The sequence below is a fragment of the Nocardioides candidus genome (assembly GCF_041321175.1).
GTDB lineage: Bacteria > Actinomycetota > Actinomycetes > Propionibacteriales > Nocardioidaceae > Nocardioides.
In genome coordinates, this window is record NZ_JBGGWC010000002.1 from 425,519 (window position 1) to 440,426 (window position 14,908).

Sequence of the window (14,908 nt, forward strand, 5' to 3'; positions counted from 1 at the left end):
TGAGTCTGCACACTGACGGCGGTTTGTGAAAGGGGCCACACCGACCCAGTTCGCAAGCGCTCCAGGTAAGGGTCACCTAAAGGACGTACGTCACAGTGGACCGCGTTAGCGACCGCACAGCGCGAGCGGTAGCGTGGCCCGACGTGGCGAATCCCGTAACGACAAGGCCCAGACTCGTCGAGGGAGCGCGAGCATCCCGCACCTCGATCGCACTCAAGCTCCTGATGGCGATCAGCGGCCTGATCTTCGTCGGGTTCGTGCTCGGGCACATGTACGGCAACCTCAAGGCCTTCTCCGGCCACGACGCCTTCAACGAGTACGCGCACCACCTGCGCGAGCTCGGCGAGCCGATGCTCCCCCACGAGGGCTTCCTGTGGATCATGCGCGCCGGCCTGGTCATCGCGCTGGTCGTGCACGTGGCCTGTGCCATCGAGCTCGCGCGCCGCGCCCGCAAGGCGCGCCCGGTGAAGTACGTCGTCAAGAAGCACACCGGCGCGATCCCCGCCAGCCGGCTGATGCGCTGGGGCGGCCTGGCGATCTTCCTGTTCATCGTCTGGCACCTGATCAACTTCACGATCGGCAAGGTCAACCCGCAGGGCGGTCCGACCGACGACCCCTACAACCTGCTGGTCGACAGCTTCGACGTCTGGTGGATCACCCTGATCTACCTCGCGGCGATGGCCATGCTCGGCGCCCACCTCCACCACGGGGTCTGGAGTGCGCTCCAGACGCTCGGCTACACCGGTACGGCGACCAGCCGCGCCCGCGCGAAGACGATCGCGTTCGCGATCGCCATCCTCATCGCCGGCGGCTTCTCGCTCGTCCCGATCGCCGTGATGACCGGCATCATCGACTGACCGCGCAAGCAAGGGAACCTCTTCATGACCGACATGCCGGACACCACCCTCACGTCCGACCGCTCGCACGACGAGCCTTCTCCCGGCGAGTACGACGACGCCGCGGGCTACTACACCCTCGGTGAGCCGATCGCCGACACCAAGGCGCCGGGCGGCGACATCGCCGAGCGCTGGCAGACCCGCAAGTTCGAGGCCCGCCTGGTCAACCCGGCCAACCGCCGCAAGCTCTCGATCATCATCGTCGGCACCGGCCTCGCCGGTGGCGCCGCCGCCGCCACGCTCGGCGAGGCCGGCTACCACGTGAAGTCGTTCTGCTACCAGGACTCCCCGCGCCGGGCGCACTCGATCGCCGCGCAGGGCGGCATCAATGCCGCGAAGAACTACAAGGAGGACGGTGACTCCGTCCACCGCCTCTTCTACGACACGGTCAAGGGCGGCGACTACCGCTCGCGCGAGTCCAACGTCTACCGCCTGGCCGAGGTGTCGACCAACATCATCGACCAGTGCGTGGCGCAGGGCGTCCCGTTCGCCCGTGAGTACGGCGGCCTCCTCGACAACCGCTCCTTCGGCGGTGTGCAGGTCTCCCGCACGTTCTACGCCCGCGGGCAGACGGGACAGCAGCTGCTCATCGGCGCCTACCAGGCGATGGAGCGCCAGGTGAAGCTCGGCACCGTGACGGAGTACACCCGCCACGAGATGCTCGAGGTGATCGTGGTCGACGGCCGGGCCCGCGGGATCATCGCGCGCAACATGGTCACCGGCGAGATCGAGACCCACCTCGCCGACGTGGTCGTGCTCGCCTCGGGCGGCTACGGCAACGTCTTCTACCTCTCCACCAACGCGATGGGCTCCAACGTCACCGCCGCGTGGCGCGCGCACCGCAAGGGCGCCTACATGGCCAACCCCTGCTACACGCAGATCCACCCGACCTGCATCCCCGTCTCCGGCGACCACCAGTCGAAGCTGACCCTGATGTCGGAGTCGCTGCGCAACGACGGCCGGATCTGGGTGCCGAAGAAGGCCGAGGACTGCACCAAGGACCCGCGGGAGATCCCCGAGGAGGACCGCGACTACTACCTGGAGCGGATCTACCCGTCCTTCGGCAACCTCGTCCCCCGCGACATCGCCTCGCGCCAGGCGAAGAACATGTGCGACGAGGGACGCGGCGTCGGCCCGATGGTCGGCGACTTCCGCCGCGGCGTCTACCTCGACTTCGCCGACGCCATCGCGCGTCTCGGCGAGGACGCGGTCCGCGAGAAGTACGACAACCTCTTCGACATGTACGAGCGGATCACGGGCGACAACCCCTACGAGGTCCCGATGCGGATCTACCCCGCCGTGCACTACGTCATGGGCGGCCTGTGGGTCGACTACGACCTCCAGTCCTCCATCAAGGGACTCTTCGTGACCGGCGAGGCGAACTTCTCCGACCACGGCGCCAACCGCCTCGGGGCCTCGGCCCTGATGCAGGGCCTCGCGGACGGCTACTTCGTGCTCCCCCACACCATCCGCGACTACCTCGCGGACGGCCCGTTCGACCCCGTGGCGGAGGACCACCCGGCCGTCACGGAGGCGCGCGCCGCCGTACAGGACCGGATCGAGAGGTTCCTCGCGATCAAGGGCAACCGGTCGGTCGACAGCTTCCACCGCGAGCTCGGCCACATCATGTGGGAGTACTGCGGCATGGAGCGCACCGCCGAGGGGCTGCGCAAGGCGATCGACATGATCCGCGAGCTCAAGCGCGAGTTCTGGAGCGACCTCAAGGTGCTCGGCACCGCCGACAGCCTCAACCAGAGCCTGGAGAAGGCCGGCCGCGTGGCCGACTTCATCGAGCTCGGCGAGCTGATGTGCATCGACGCGCTCAACCGGCGCGAGTCCTGCGGTGGCCACTTCCGCGGTGAGTCGCAGACCCAGGACGGCGAGGCGCTGCGTCACGACGACGAGTTCGCCTACGTCGCCGCCTGGGAGTGGGCGGGCGACGCCGACTCCAACGAGATGGGCACGCCGATCCTGCACAAGGAAGACCTCGTCTACACCGCCATCGAGATGAAGCAGCGGAGCTACAAGTAATGAGCGCGGGCAACATGAACCTGACCCTGAAGATCTGGCGCCAGACCGGTGCCGACGACAAGGGCGGCATCCACACCTACGAGGTCAGCGGCATCTCGCAGGACATGAGCTTCCTGGAGATGCTCGACGTCCTCAACGAGCAGCTCAACGAGCTCGGCGAGGAGCCGATCGCGTTCGACTCCGACTGTCGCGAGGGCATCTGCGGCATGTGCTCGCTGATGATCAACGGCGAGGCGCACGGCCCCGAGGTCACCACGACCTGCCAGCTGCACATGCGCTCCTTCAAGGACGGCGACACGATCACGATCGAGCCGTGGCGCTCGAGCGCGTTCCCGGTCATCAAGGACCTCTGCGTCGACCGCTCCGCCTTCGACCGGATCATCCAGTCCGGCGGCTACATCTCGGCCAACACCGGCTCGGCCCCGGAGGCCAACTCGGTGCCGGTGCCGCGCGACAACGCCGTGCGTGCCTTCAACGTGGCGACCTGCATCGGCTGCGGCGCCTGCGTGGCGGCCTGCCCCAACGGGTCGGCCTCGCTCTTCCTCGGCGCGAAGATCACCCACCTCGGCGAGCTGCCGCAGGGCCAGCCCGAGCGGTGGAGCCGCGTGGTCGACATGTCGGCCCAGCACGACCACGAGGGGTTCGGCGGGTGCACCAACATCGGCGAGTGCACGGCCGCCTGCCCCAAGGAGATCCCGCTCGACGTGATCAGCCAGCTCAACCGCGACCTGCGCACCGCGATGAAGCACGGGCACTGACCAGCCCCTGACAACCGTCGTAGCGCTCAGCGCCTCTTCTTGAGCGTGTACGTCCGCTTCTCGGTCTCGATCGGGCCGGCGCACGAGGTGTAGGTGAACCTGGCGCCGATCTCGACCCGACCGGTCCGCCGGAGCTCGCGCCTGGCCGCGCGGGTCAGGTCGAGGGTGAGGGTCGCGACGTCCCAGTACCAGTTGCCGTCGAAGACGATCTCCTGGCGGAGCTTCCGGACACCCCCCATCCGCGCCGGCGCGACCTTGACGGTGCCGCTGCTGTAGACCGTGACCGGCACTCGCGCGGTGGCGTTGGCCGCCCCGGTGCGTGCTCCGCGCGAGACGAACATGACGCTCGGGTCGATGTCGCGGACCAGGTGCGTGCCGGGGCCGGTGCCGTCGGAGACCCACAGCTCGTTGCCGTGAGCGCTGTCGTCGACGGCGAAGAACAGCTTGCCGCCGGACGCGGTCAGCGCACCCGGCCCGCCGTAGGTGGGTGAGTCGATGTGCTCGACGAGCACGGTGCCGGCCGCGGTGCCGTCCGACCGCCAGAGGTCGGCTCCGGCCACGGAGTAGCCGCCGATGTAGAAGTAGAGCGTGTCCCCCACCGCGGTCAGCTCGCCGGGACCGCCGCTGTTCCACCCCAGGGGGAAGCCCTGGACCAGCGTCGTGCCGGCCTCGGTGCCGTCAGAGGTCCACAGCTCGACCCCACCCGCGACGCCGACGAAGAAGAACATCCGGTCGCCGGCGACGACGATCCTCGGGAGGTAGCCCTGCCCCTCACCGTCGACGTCGAAGTCCTTGACGAGCGAGGTCCCGGCCGCCGTCCCGTCCGAGGTCCACAGGTCGCGGCTCTCGTCCTCAGGGTCGTGGACGCCGAAGAACAGGGTGCCGCCGAGCTCGGTCAAGGTGGAGGGGGACCCGGACTCCGCTCCCGGCACGATGTCCTCGACCATCACCGTCCCGGCATCCGTGCCGTCGGAGGTCCACAGCTCGCGACCGTGGACACCGTCGTCGGCCGTGAAGTACAGGGTGTCGCCGACGACGGTCAGCCTGCTGGGCCCCTCGTGGAAGTCGGCTCCGGGGTAGATGTCCTTGACGACCACGGTGCCCGCCGCCGTACCGTCGGACCTCCACAGCTCCTCGCTCCCCGAGCCGGTGCGGTCGTCGCCGACGAAGTACAACGTGTCGCCCACCGAGGTGAGCTCGGTCGGGCCGTAGTAGTAGTTCTCGTCGCCTCCCGTGCCGATGTGCTTGACGAACACGGTGCCGGCCTTGGAGCCGTCGGACTTCCACAGGTCGCCGTCGTCGGCGGTGAAGTAGAGGGTGTCGCCGACCGCGGCCATGTTGCTCGGCCCGTTCTCCCCGCCGCGGGAGTCGAGGTCGTCGAAGCGCTGGATGCGGACGGTGCCGCCCTTGGTGCCGTCGGAGCGCCAGAGCGCGTCGGTCCGGTCGGTCTTGGTGATGAAGAACAAGGTGCCGCCGACATCGGTGAGCGCCCGATAGCCGTGGTCGTCGTACCGGCCGTCCGAGCCGTAGTTGTACGGGAAGTCCAGGAGCTTGACGGCGGTGGTCCCGGTGTTGTCCGCACGCCACAGTCCACGCTCGCCCGCGCCGTCGTCGGCGGTGAAGAACAACCTTCCGTCGACATCGGTCAGGTCCATCGGGTCACTGTCCGGAGTGCTGCACGGCGGGATCGGCCACTCGGCGGCTGCAGCCGACAGGTCGTCAGCGGACGCCGGTTGCACGGGACCGGCGGTCGCGCCGACGGCCAGCGTGAGTGCCGCGGCGGCCGCCGTCGTCGCCCGTCGCGACCGGACCCGTCTGCGGAGCGCCTTGGAACGGGCGACCCGCGCGCGTCGTGCCTGTTCGTTCGCGGAACGTTGGCGCCGGCTCATGTCCCGAGTACCTCCGTGTTCGTCCCTGCTCGCGTTGGTGGACAGGACCCAGACGTCGCCATCGTCGCCCTCGGAGGTGCCGAAGGTACCCGAGGCTCGAGCATCAGCGGGCCTTGAGGGTGTAGGCCCGCTCGTAGCCGCTGACCACTCCGGTGCAGGAGTGGAATGTGAACCGCGCGCCGATCGTGACCTGCCCGGTGCGCAGCAGCTTGCGCTTGGCCCGCTTGGTCAGCGCGAGGCGGAGCGTGGTGTCGATCGGGGCGGCTCCGTCGATGGTCCGGCTGGACCGTCTGACCCCGCCCGCGAGCGCCGGGCGGACCGCCAGCCGGCCGGGACTGTCGAACGAGGCGGCGAAGAGCGCAGCGGTGCTGCGCGGGTTGGGACGCGGCTTCGAGCTCACGTCCCAGTCGACCCTCCGGTTGACGTCCCGGACCAGGTGCGTCCCGGGCGCGGTGCCGTCCGAGACCCACACCTCCGAGCCGTGGACGCCGTCGTCGAAGCCGAAGTAGATCTTGTCGCCCGACGCGGTCAGGTCGTAGGGGCGGTGCGCCGTCATCGTGGGGAGCCCCGGGACCGGCACCGTGCCGGCACCCGTGCCGTCCGACCGCCACAGGCGACCCGCAGCCACGAAGTAGACCTCGTCACCGACGGCGGTGAAGGCCTGGGGATCGCTGCCGTAGGGGTCCGCGCCGATGTCCTTGACGAGGACCGTGCCCTCCGCGGTGCCGTCCGTGCGCCACACCTCGCGCCCGTGGTCGGCGTCATTGGGGCCGAAGAACACCAGGCCGCCCGCGGTGGCGAGGTCGAAGCGCTCCTCGTCGTAGTCGGGCCGTGAGCCCATCTGCTTGATGACCGTGGTCCCCTCCGGGGTGCCGTCAGAGCGCCACAGGTCGACGAGGGCGTCGTCGTCCCCGACGGCGGAGAAGTAGAGCGTGTCGCCGACAGCGACCTGCGAGTACGTCGAGCTGCCGAAGTCGCCCGTGCCGATGTCGCGGACCAGGTGGGTGCCCGTCTCGGTGCCGTCGGACGCCCACGGCTCGAGGCCGTGGACGCCGTCGTCGGCCCAGAAGAAGATCTCGTCGCCGACCTCGGTCAGATGGACGGGGTAGCTGCCGGGGCCTCCAGGGGCGATGTCCTGGACCATCACCGTCCCGGCCTCGGTGCCGTCGGACGTCCACAGCTCGCGGCCGTGGACGCCGTCGTCGAAGCTGAAGTAGAGCCGGTCCCCGACCGTCGTGAGGTGGTCGGGACCGTGGGCCGGGTGCGCGCCGAAGTCCTTGACCATGGACGTGCCGGCCTTCGTGCCGTCGGTGCGCCGCAGCGCGACATGGCCGGACCGGTCACGGGCGACGAAGAGCAGCGACCCCTCGACGTCCGCCATCTCCCCGATGCCGGTGTAGTGCTTGACGACGGCGGTGCCCTCCTTCGTGCCGTCCGAGCGCCAGAGGTCGGTGCCGCTCAGCGCTCCGCTGCGGTCGAACCCGTCGGCCGTGAAGAACATCGTGCTGCCGACGGCCTCGAGCGTGCTGTAGCTGGTGTAGCGGCGCTCCTCACCGGACAGGTCGTTGAGCCAGAACGTGCCGGCGCGGGTGCCGTCGGTGCTCCACATGGTGGGGTCGAGCGAGGTGTCGTAGGCGGTGAAGAACAAGGTGCCGTCGGCGTCGGTCAGGTCGGCCGGCCTGCTCTCGTAGGTCAGCGCGCCGCTGCAGTCGAGCTGTGAGACCCGGGGAGCGACCGCCGCCTCGGCCAGGCCGGTCCGCGGTGCGACAGCGCCCGCGGTCCCCCCGGCAGCCAGCGTGACCACCACCACCGCTGCAGTCGATCGCCTCATCGTCGGACCTCCTCGGAGCCTTTCAGGCCGGATCGCCCTGGTGCGGCAGCACCCAGACGTCGTCGCCGTCCCCGGCAGTATCACCGAAGGTCGGGCAGCGCGCGCCCGGAACGACCTGGACGTCGAAGATCTCCTCGACGGCGTTCGCGAACTCCAGGGTCGCGACCGTGGCGCCCGTCGCGAGGTCGATGACGCCGACGCCGCACTTGAGCCGGTCGTGGTAGGCGGCGATCGGAGCGCCGCCGAAGATCGCCGTCTCCCGGATCTTCGACAGGCCGACGAAAGCCAGTCCGCCGTGGATCGCCAGCCCCCGCGCGTAGCCGGGCAGCACCGCGACGACCTCTCTCCGGCCGGTCGCCACGTCGACCCGCTCGAGGCGGCCCATGCCCGAGTTGAGCACGAGCAGCCCGCCGTCGTACCAACGGGGTGAGTGGGGCATGGCGAGCCCGGTGGTCACCGGCTCGCCGGTCGCCACGTCGAGCACCGTGCCGCTGTCGTTGCGGTCCTGGCGCCACCCGCCCGGCTCGTCGGTACGGGCCATGACGGTGACGTACGCCGGCAGGCCGTCGCGCATCGCGAGCCCGTTGAGGTGGCAGCGGTCCTGGGGCGCGAGCCGGCTGATGAAGGGCGGACGCCACCGCGGCACGAAGCTGTAGCGCTCGTCGAGGCCGACCAGGCACGAGAAGCGCGTGTTGACGACCCACAGGTCGGGCTCGCCCGACGGGGCGCGCCCCCACGCGATCTCGTGGCTCTGGATCGATCCCGTCACGGAGGACGACCGCGGCAGCCAGCACCGGTCGTGGCGGCCCTCGGGCTGCATCGCGGCCGCGATCTCGGAGTGGTCGCGCAGCTCCCAGACCTGCGACTTGCCCGCGACGGCGAGGCGGTCGGGGCCCAGCGCCATCCCCATGGCGTGGTCGAAACGCCGGAAGGAGAACACCAGCTCCTCGCCGGCGACGCCGATCGCCACGACCTGGCCGGCCTGGTAGGTCGAGACGAGCAGGGCGCACCCCGCTTCGGTGAGTACGGCGGGCAGCCCCGCGCTGTGGTGGAACCCGACCTCCGTCGGCCCCGTCGGCCCCGTCGGCCCCGTCGGCCCCGCGGGCGGGGCGGGTCCGTCCTCCGGCGCGGTCACCTCATCTTCAGCGTGTAGTGCTTGGTCGTGCTGTTCACCGCACCGCCGCAGGAGCTGAACGTGAAGCGAGCCGTGACCCGCAGCTCGCCCTCGCGGCGCAGGACACGCTTGGCCGCCCGGGTCGGCTCCAGGGTGACGCGGAACGCGACCTGGTCCCTGCCGTTGCTCGCGACGTCGCGCGAGGACCCCCGGAGCCACTTGTTGCGCGCCACCGAGAAGGTCCCCCCACCGTCGGTGGTGACCCGCACCCGCACCGTGCCCCGGTCGGTGTCGGCGGTGGCCCTGTCGGAGACGTCGAACGCTCCGCCGGTGTTGATGTCCTCGACCAGGACGGTCCCGGCCTCGGTGCCGTCGGAGCGCCAGAGCTCGGAGCCGTGCACGTCGTCGTCGGCGGAGAAGTAGACCACGCCGCCGGATCCGGTCACCTCCTGCGGGGACGGCCCGTTGGCGTCGGGGGCGATGTCCTTGACGAGGGCGGTGCCGTCCGGCGTGCCGTCGGAGTGCCACAGCTCGGGCCCGTGCACCCCGTCGCGCGCGACGAAGTAGAGCTGGCCCCCGGCGGCCGCGAGGTTGGTCGGGTAGCCGTCGTACTCACCCGGCCGGATGTCCTCGACCATCGCGGTGCCGCTCTCGGTGCCGTCGGAGGCCCACAGCTCGATGCCGTGCACCCCGTCGGAGGCAGCGAAGAAGAGCTCGTCGCCCACGCCCGCCATGTAGCCGAGGCCGTCGTAGCCGTCGCCCTCGGAGCTGCCGAGGTCCTTGACCCGGATGGTCCCGGCCGTCGTGCCGTCCGAGCTCCAGAGGTCACGGCCGCCGTTGTCGGTGCTGGCCGGGAAGAACACGGTGCCGTCGTCGACGGCGACCACCGGCCCCGAGGTGCCGGAACCGCTGCCCGGCCGGATGTCCTTGACCAGGGCCGTGCCCGCCTTCGTCCCGTCGGAGGTCCACAGCTCGCGGCCGTGGACGCCGTCGCGGGCGGTGAAGTAGACCTCGTCGCCGGCCGCGACCAGGTTGCGGACCTGGCTGCTGTAGGAGCCCGACCGGATGTTCTTGACCATCACCGTGCCGGTCCTGGTGCCGTCGGAGCGCCACAGCTCCTGCCCGTGCGTGCCGTCGTCCACGGCGAAGAACAGGGTCTCACCGGCAGCCGTGAGGTAGGAGGGGCCGTTGGAGTAGTAGTCGTAGCCGACACTGCCCGACCCGATGTCCTTGACCATCACCGTGCCGGCCTTGGTGCCGTCGGAGCGCCACAGCTCCTGGCCATGGGTCCCGTCGTCGGCCGAGAAGAACAGGGTGTCGCCGATCGCCGTCAACGCTCCCTCGTCGCCGTCGTAGCCGTTGCCGACCGAGTCGAACCCCTTCACCCGCACGGTGCCGGCGGTGGTGCCGTCGGAGCGCCACAGCTCGTCCCCGTCGCCGCCGACCGTGAAGAAGAGCGTGCCGTCGACGTCGACCAGGTTGCCCGCCCCCGAGTCGTAGCCGTCGTCGTAGCCGTAGTCGCTGCTCGCGCCGAACTCCTTGACCAGCGTCGTCCCCGACGCGCCGGGGTCGGTGCGCCAGAGGGCCTGGCCGTGCTCGCTGTCGAAGGCCGTGAAGTAGAGCGCACCATCGACGTCGGTGAGGTTCTCCGGATCGCTGCCCGGGGTCGTGGCCCCCGCGCAGTCGGCGAGCGCGGTGGTCACCTGCCGGTGCGCCGTCGCGGGCGCAGCGGCCGCCGCTCCGGCGGCAGCGCCGGCGCCGGCCAGGGTGACAGCCGCGGCCACGCCCACGGCGCGCCGGGCGCGGGCCCGGCGGCGCAGGGCCTTGCCGCGGGCCACCCGGAGTCGCTGGGCGCTGTCCCGTGCGGAACGTTGTCGTCGACTCATGACCCGACCTCCCGGTTGGCCTCGTGCGGAGAGCCTGGCCGCGAGTATGCAGGTCCGCGGTAGGTCTCGTCAGCAGTTCGGGTGACGACAACCGTCGCCACTGCACTGATGACGATCGGGCGGGCCCTTCGGTTGCCCTGTCGTCGTACTCATTTCCCGGCCCTGCCGTCGGGGCGGCTCAGCCGGAGAGACCGCCCGCAGACCCGGGCGCGCCGAACCGGGCGTAGGCGGTGACCGCGACCGCGCAGACGATGGCCGCGGCGGTCTGGCCGGGCCACGCCAGGTGGTCCCAGATCCGCGCCGGCGTCAGGTCGTGCAGCGCCACGGTGGATCCGACGACCGCCACCAGGCAGGCCGCTCCGAGCGCCGCACTGCCCCGGCCGACAGCGACCGCCGCGCCGAAGGTGAGCCCCGTCAGCGTCATCGTCAGCTCGGGAAGGCGGTCCTGCCCGGCGTTGGCGCCGACGAGTGCCGCGCAGGCACCCGTCAGCGCCGTCACGGCCAGAGCCCACCCCAGGCGGGCGCGCCGCAGCCGCCGGTCGGCCCACCCCACCACGGGGATCTCGTTGCGGACGGAGAGCGCCGACAGCGTCGCCAGGGCCGGCGGCGTCAGGAACCACATCGGGATCGGTCCGCCGTAGGGCGACGGCACCCGCACGAAGGCATAGACCGACACCGCCAGGCCGACCGCGAGGAGTGCCACGCCGACCCGGAAGCCGTCGTGACCCACGACCCAGGCGCGCACGGCGCTGCCGGGCCTCAGTCGAGGTCCCACGGCAGCACGATCCGGTCGAGGTCGCACGACCTGAGCTGGTCGAAGGTCCGGACCACCCAGGAGGTGGTGGCGGCGTCGTCGAGGTGGGGCAGCCACTTCTCCATCTCCGGGCTGAAGGCCGTCGGTCGCTCGCCGTGGCGGGCGGCCGCCCACTCGGCGATGACCTGCTGCGCGTCGAGGGCGGCGAAAGGGGGCGTGTCCTGCGACCACTGCGGGCACGACGCCGGATGGGTGAGCATGAGGACCGACTCGGTGGCGGAGCGGTCCTCGCGGTCGTCGAGGTAGAACTCCCCGCTGCCGGCGGGTGCCTCGGCGTAGGGAAGCTGTTGGACGTAGCGGGCGGGGAGGTCGACGCCCGCGGACCGCAGCACCTCCGCGCCGCGGCCGATCGCGCGCTGCACCCCGGCGAGGAGCCTGCGCTCGGAGGGAGCGACGCAGACGGTCGGCGCAGTGCCGGCACAGGCGGTGGGCCCCTCCGCGGACCGCTCGAGCCGGGTGTCGCCGATGCCGGTGCCGGCGGCGAACACGCCGACGGCCGCACCCGCCGTCACGACGCCCGCGGCACCAGCTGCCGTGAGCAGGCGGATCCTGCGAGGGTACACACGCCACGGCGCCATCGCCACGCCGAGACAGACGCAGAGCGCGACCACCAGGGCGAAGCGCGTCAGGTAGACCGACGCGACGACCTGGAGCCCCACGAGGCTCCCCGTGGGCCCGAAGCGCAGCGCCTCCGGGAGCGGGGCGGGCCCGAACGCGCCGATCAGGAAAAGCGTCGGGCCCGCGGCCACGACCGTCAGCGGGCTCGGCAGGAGATGCGCGCACAGGGCGCCGAACAGTGCAGCGAGGACGAGCACCAGCACGCCGGCGAACCCGGTCCACCACTGCGCGGGCCCTCCGTGCGGGACCGAGAGGGTGACGGCGACGGCTCCGGCGAGCGTGGCGCCGTAGCCGACCACCCCGATGGCCGCGGCCTGCGCGGCCGACCGATAGGGCACCGCGTGCCCGCGGACCGTGGTCTCGCTGATCGGTCGCAGCCGGGTGACACCCAGCTGGAGACCTGCAGCGATCGACGCCAGGACGGGGCCGGTGAGCACCGTGCTGCCGGTCGTCCGGTCGACAGCACCCGCCCAGCCACCGACCCAGTCGCGGTTGGCGAGGAGGGCGTAGCCCGCCACGACCAGGAAGGGCGCGAGCAGCCACCACCTCCGTCGCCCGATCACCGGCGCACCGCCGCACGGAGCCGGAGGAAGGCCGCCTCGTAGACGGAGACCCCGGCGATCGTGCCCCCGTCCTCGCCGACCGTCCGCAGCTCCTCGACGGACCCGTCGAAGGCGATCCGGTGGTCGTCGAGCATCACCACCCGGTCGACCACCGGCACCAGGTCCTCGATCAGGTGGCTGCTGACGAGCAGCAGGTCCACCTCGTCGAAGCCCCGGATCGTCTCGCGCAACCTGATCCGTTGCTCCGGGTCGAGCCCCGCGGTCGGCTCGTCGAGGAGCAGCACGGAGGGCCGGCCGACCAGCGCCTGCGCGAAGAGCAGCCGCCGGTGCATGCCGCCGGAGAGCTCGCCGACGGTGGCGCGCGAGGAGACCGCCAGGTCGGCCAGCTCCAGCGCCCGGGCCGCCTCCGCCCGACGGGCACGCCGGGGCACCTCCTTGAGCCAGCACACGTAGTCGAGGAAGTCGTGCACCCGCAGCGACCGCGGCAGCGCGAGCGACTGCGGCATGAACCCGATGTGCGACCGTGCGGCCTCGGCAGAGCCCCCGAGGCCCGGGTAGCGGACCTCCCCCCGCGTCGGCCGCAGGGCCGTGGCGATCATGCGGAGGAGGGTGGTCTTGCCCGCGCCGTTGACCCCGATCAGCCCCACGCGGCCGCGCGGGACCGCCAGGACGAGGTCGTCGAAGACGTCGGTGCGCTCGTAGCTGTGCCCGACCCCGATCATCTCCAGCAGCGGCGCCGCGGGATCAGTAGTCAAAGGTCTCGACGATCTTGGCGCTGCAGGGGTCGTTGGCCCAGTCGTGGATCTCGCAGATGTCCATCCGGCCACGCGAGCGCCAGGCCGAGTCGTTGAGGTAGCGAGCGCGGGCGTGCTTGTACCAGTCCGAGCCGTCGTAGCGGTCGGTCTGCTTCGAGGTGTCGAACCAGAAGCAGGTGCCCGCGTCACCGCACTCCGTGCCGTTGTAGCCGTACCAGTAGAAGTCGGTCTCGACCCGCACGTCCTGCCCGCCGGGCCGCAGGTCACGGAACCACGCCGTGCTCATCGCGCGTCCGTCGCCGTAGTTGTAGTAGTGGCCGTAGGCCGCACCGGAGGCGACGCCGTCGTCGTAGACGGTGAGCGGATCGGAGCTGCTGCACCACCATCCTCCCGCCACAGCGGCCGACTGGCCGAGTCCCACCGTCGCCACGAGCGTGGCGAGCCCCAGTCCGATGCCCCGAGAAAGTGTCATCCGAAGATCCCCCCATACAGTTGTCGAGTCCTTGTTGGGACCAATAGACCACTGCTCGAACTGGGACGCAAGTGCCGACCGGGTGGGTCAGGTCCCGGAAGGGGCGGACCGCGCACGCCGCCGCGCGCTCGCCAACAGGTCGTCGTGAGCTCCCAGGGCGGGGCCGGGGACGGGGACGTCGGGCCTCGAGCGCGAGAACTTCGGCACGATGCCGGCGCTCGGCACCAGGTGGCCGGCGGCGTTGGTCAGGTGCAGCACCATCTCGCGCGCCCGGTAGTGCTCGTCCTCCAGCATCTCCGCGGCCGTGTAGATCTGCCCCGCAGGGACGCCGGCTCCGGCCAGGACCTCGAGCAGCGCTGGCGCCGGGTGTCGGGACGTCCAGTCGCCGATCAGCGCGTCGAGCTCGGCGGCGTGGCGGCCGCGGGCCTGGTGGTCGGCGAAGCGAGGGTCGCTCGCCAGCTCGGGACGCCCCAGCACCGTGGCCAGCCGACCGAAGACGGGGTCGGCGTTGGCCGCCAGGATGACGCCCGAGCCGTCGCTCGTCGGGTAGACGTTGGACGGCGCGACGCCCGGTAGCGTCGCGCCTGACCGACCGCGCGTGACACCCGCGAGCACGTGGTCCGCGAGCGTCGACTCCATCAGCGCCGCGACGGCCTCGTAGATCGCGACGTCGACCTCCTGGCCGAGGCCGCTCACCGAGCGCTCGTGGAGCGCAGCGAGCGTGCCGATCACGGCGAAGAGAGCTGCGAGCGAGTCGCCGAGGCTGACTCCGGCCCTCGCCGGCGGCCGGTCCGGGTCGCCGGTCGTGTGGCGGATGCCGCCCATGGCCTCGCCGATGCTGCCGAACCCGGCGTCCGTCGCCCGCGGTCCGGTCTGCCCGAAGCCGCTGACGTGGACCATCACCAGCCCGGGGTGCTCCTTGCTCAGGGTGGCGTGGTCCAGGCCCCAGCTCGCGAGGAGGCCGGGACGGAAGTTCTCCAGCACGACGTCGACCTCGGCGGTGAGGGCACGCAGCACCTCCCGCGCGTCCGGGTCGCGCAGGTCGAGCGCGACGGACCGCTTGCCCCGCGCGATGGTCGGCCACCACAGGCTCTCGCCGTCGAGCGTGTGGCCCCACCGGCGCATCGCGTCGCCTCGACCGGGAGGCTCGACCTTGATGACCTCGGCGCCGTAGTCGGCCAGCAGCTGCCCGGCGAAGGGCCCGGCGATGAAGCTGCCGAGCTCGAGGACACGCACTCCCGTCAGTGGTCCGGCCATGAGGCTGATTGTATACAATTCAGT

12 protein-coding genes are annotated in these 14,908 nt (G+C 71.3%); 3 read left to right on the forward strand and 9 right to left on the reverse strand.

The genetic code is table 11. The annotated features are described in order from the left end of the window. Positions 1 to 143: 143 nt before the first annotated feature. The 3 genes from ACAX67_RS11745 to ACAX67_RS11755 are packed head-to-tail and all read left to right on the forward strand — an operon-like array spanning position 144 to position 3,685. A complete protein-coding gene (locus ACAX67_RS11745; protein WP_370704028.1) occupies positions 144 to 857 on the forward strand; it encodes a succinate dehydrogenase cytochrome b subunit in 714 nt (237 codons plus the stop codon). Between the two features lie 33 nt (positions 858 to 890). Beyond that, complete coding sequence (locus ACAX67_RS11750) at positions 891 to 2,927, forward strand: fumarate reductase/succinate dehydrogenase flavoprotein subunit (protein WP_370704538.1); 2,037 nt, start codon at positions 891 to 893, stop codon at positions 2,925 to 2,927. A gap of 14 nt (positions 2,928 to 2,941) precedes the next feature. Continuing rightward, positions 2,942 to 3,685 (forward strand): succinate dehydrogenase/fumarate reductase iron-sulfur subunit, encoded by a 744-nt coding sequence (locus tag ACAX67_RS11755; RefSeq protein WP_370704539.1) that lies wholly within the window; start codon positions 2,942 to 2,944, stop codon positions 3,683 to 3,685. A gap of 26 nt (positions 3,686 to 3,711) precedes the next feature. Here ACAX67_RS11755 and ACAX67_RS11760 read toward each other — a convergent pair whose 3' ends face one another. The 9 genes from ACAX67_RS11760 to ACAX67_RS11800 all read right to left on the reverse strand — a co-directional run bounded on the left by ACAX67_RS11760 (position 3,712) and on the right by ACAX67_RS11800 (position 14,884). Next, on the reverse strand, positions 3,712 to 5,340 hold the full coding sequence (locus ACAX67_RS11760; protein ID WP_370704029.1) for an ELWxxDGT repeat protein: 1,629 nt from the start codon (positions 5,338 to 5,340) through the stop codon (positions 3,712 to 3,714). Positions 5,341 to 5,677: 337 nt separating this feature from the next. Continuing rightward, the gene (locus ACAX67_RS11765; RefSeq protein ID WP_370704030.1) at positions 5,678 to 7,405 is read right to left on the reverse strand and encodes an ELWxxDGT repeat protein; all 1,728 of its coding nucleotides are present in this window, start codon (positions 7,403 to 7,405) and stop codon (positions 5,678 to 5,680) included. Between the two features lie 22 nt (positions 7,406 to 7,427). After that, positions 7,428 to 8,540, reverse strand: a complete 1,113-nt coding sequence (locus ACAX67_RS11770; protein WP_370704031.1) for a TIGR03032 family protein — start codon at positions 8,538 to 8,540, stop codon at positions 7,428 to 7,430. Then, complete coding sequence (locus ACAX67_RS11775; protein ID WP_370704032.1) at positions 8,537 to 10,357, reverse strand: ELWxxDGT repeat protein; 1,821 nt, start codon at positions 10,355 to 10,357, stop codon at positions 8,537 to 8,539. The genes ACAX67_RS11770 and ACAX67_RS11775 overlap by 4 nt, the downstream gene beginning before the upstream one ends. 226 nt (positions 10,358 to 10,583) lie before the next feature. After that, positions 10,584 to 11,180 (reverse strand): hypothetical protein, encoded by a 597-nt coding sequence (locus ACAX67_RS11780; RefSeq protein ID WP_370704033.1) that lies wholly within the window; start codon positions 11,178 to 11,180, stop codon positions 10,584 to 10,586. Next, positions 11,165 to 12,400 carry a hypothetical protein gene (locus tag ACAX67_RS11785; protein ID WP_370704034.1) on the reverse strand — a complete coding sequence of 412 codons (1,236 nt, stop codon included), beginning with the start codon at positions 12,398 to 12,400 and terminating at the stop codon, positions 11,165 to 11,167. Before ACAX67_RS11785 ends, ACAX67_RS11780 begins: the two co-directional genes overlap by 16 nt. Further along, a complete protein-coding gene (locus ACAX67_RS11790) occupies positions 12,397 to 13,155 on the reverse strand; it encodes an ABC transporter ATP-binding protein (RefSeq protein ID WP_370704035.1) in 759 nt (252 codons plus the stop codon). The genes ACAX67_RS11785 and ACAX67_RS11790 overlap by 4 nt, the downstream gene beginning before the upstream one ends. After that, positions 13,145 to 13,627, reverse strand: coding sequence for a hypothetical protein (locus tag ACAX67_RS11795; RefSeq protein WP_370704036.1), 483 nt, complete (start codon positions 13,625 to 13,627; stop codon positions 13,145 to 13,147). The genes ACAX67_RS11790 and ACAX67_RS11795 overlap by 11 nt, the downstream gene beginning before the upstream one ends. An 87-nt stretch (positions 13,628 to 13,714) precedes the next feature. Beyond that, a complete protein-coding gene (locus tag ACAX67_RS11800) occupies positions 13,715 to 14,884 on the reverse strand; it encodes a CaiB/BaiF CoA transferase family protein (protein ID WP_370704037.1) in 1,170 nt (389 codons plus the stop codon). Between the last annotated feature and the right edge of the window lie 24 nt (positions 14,885 to 14,908).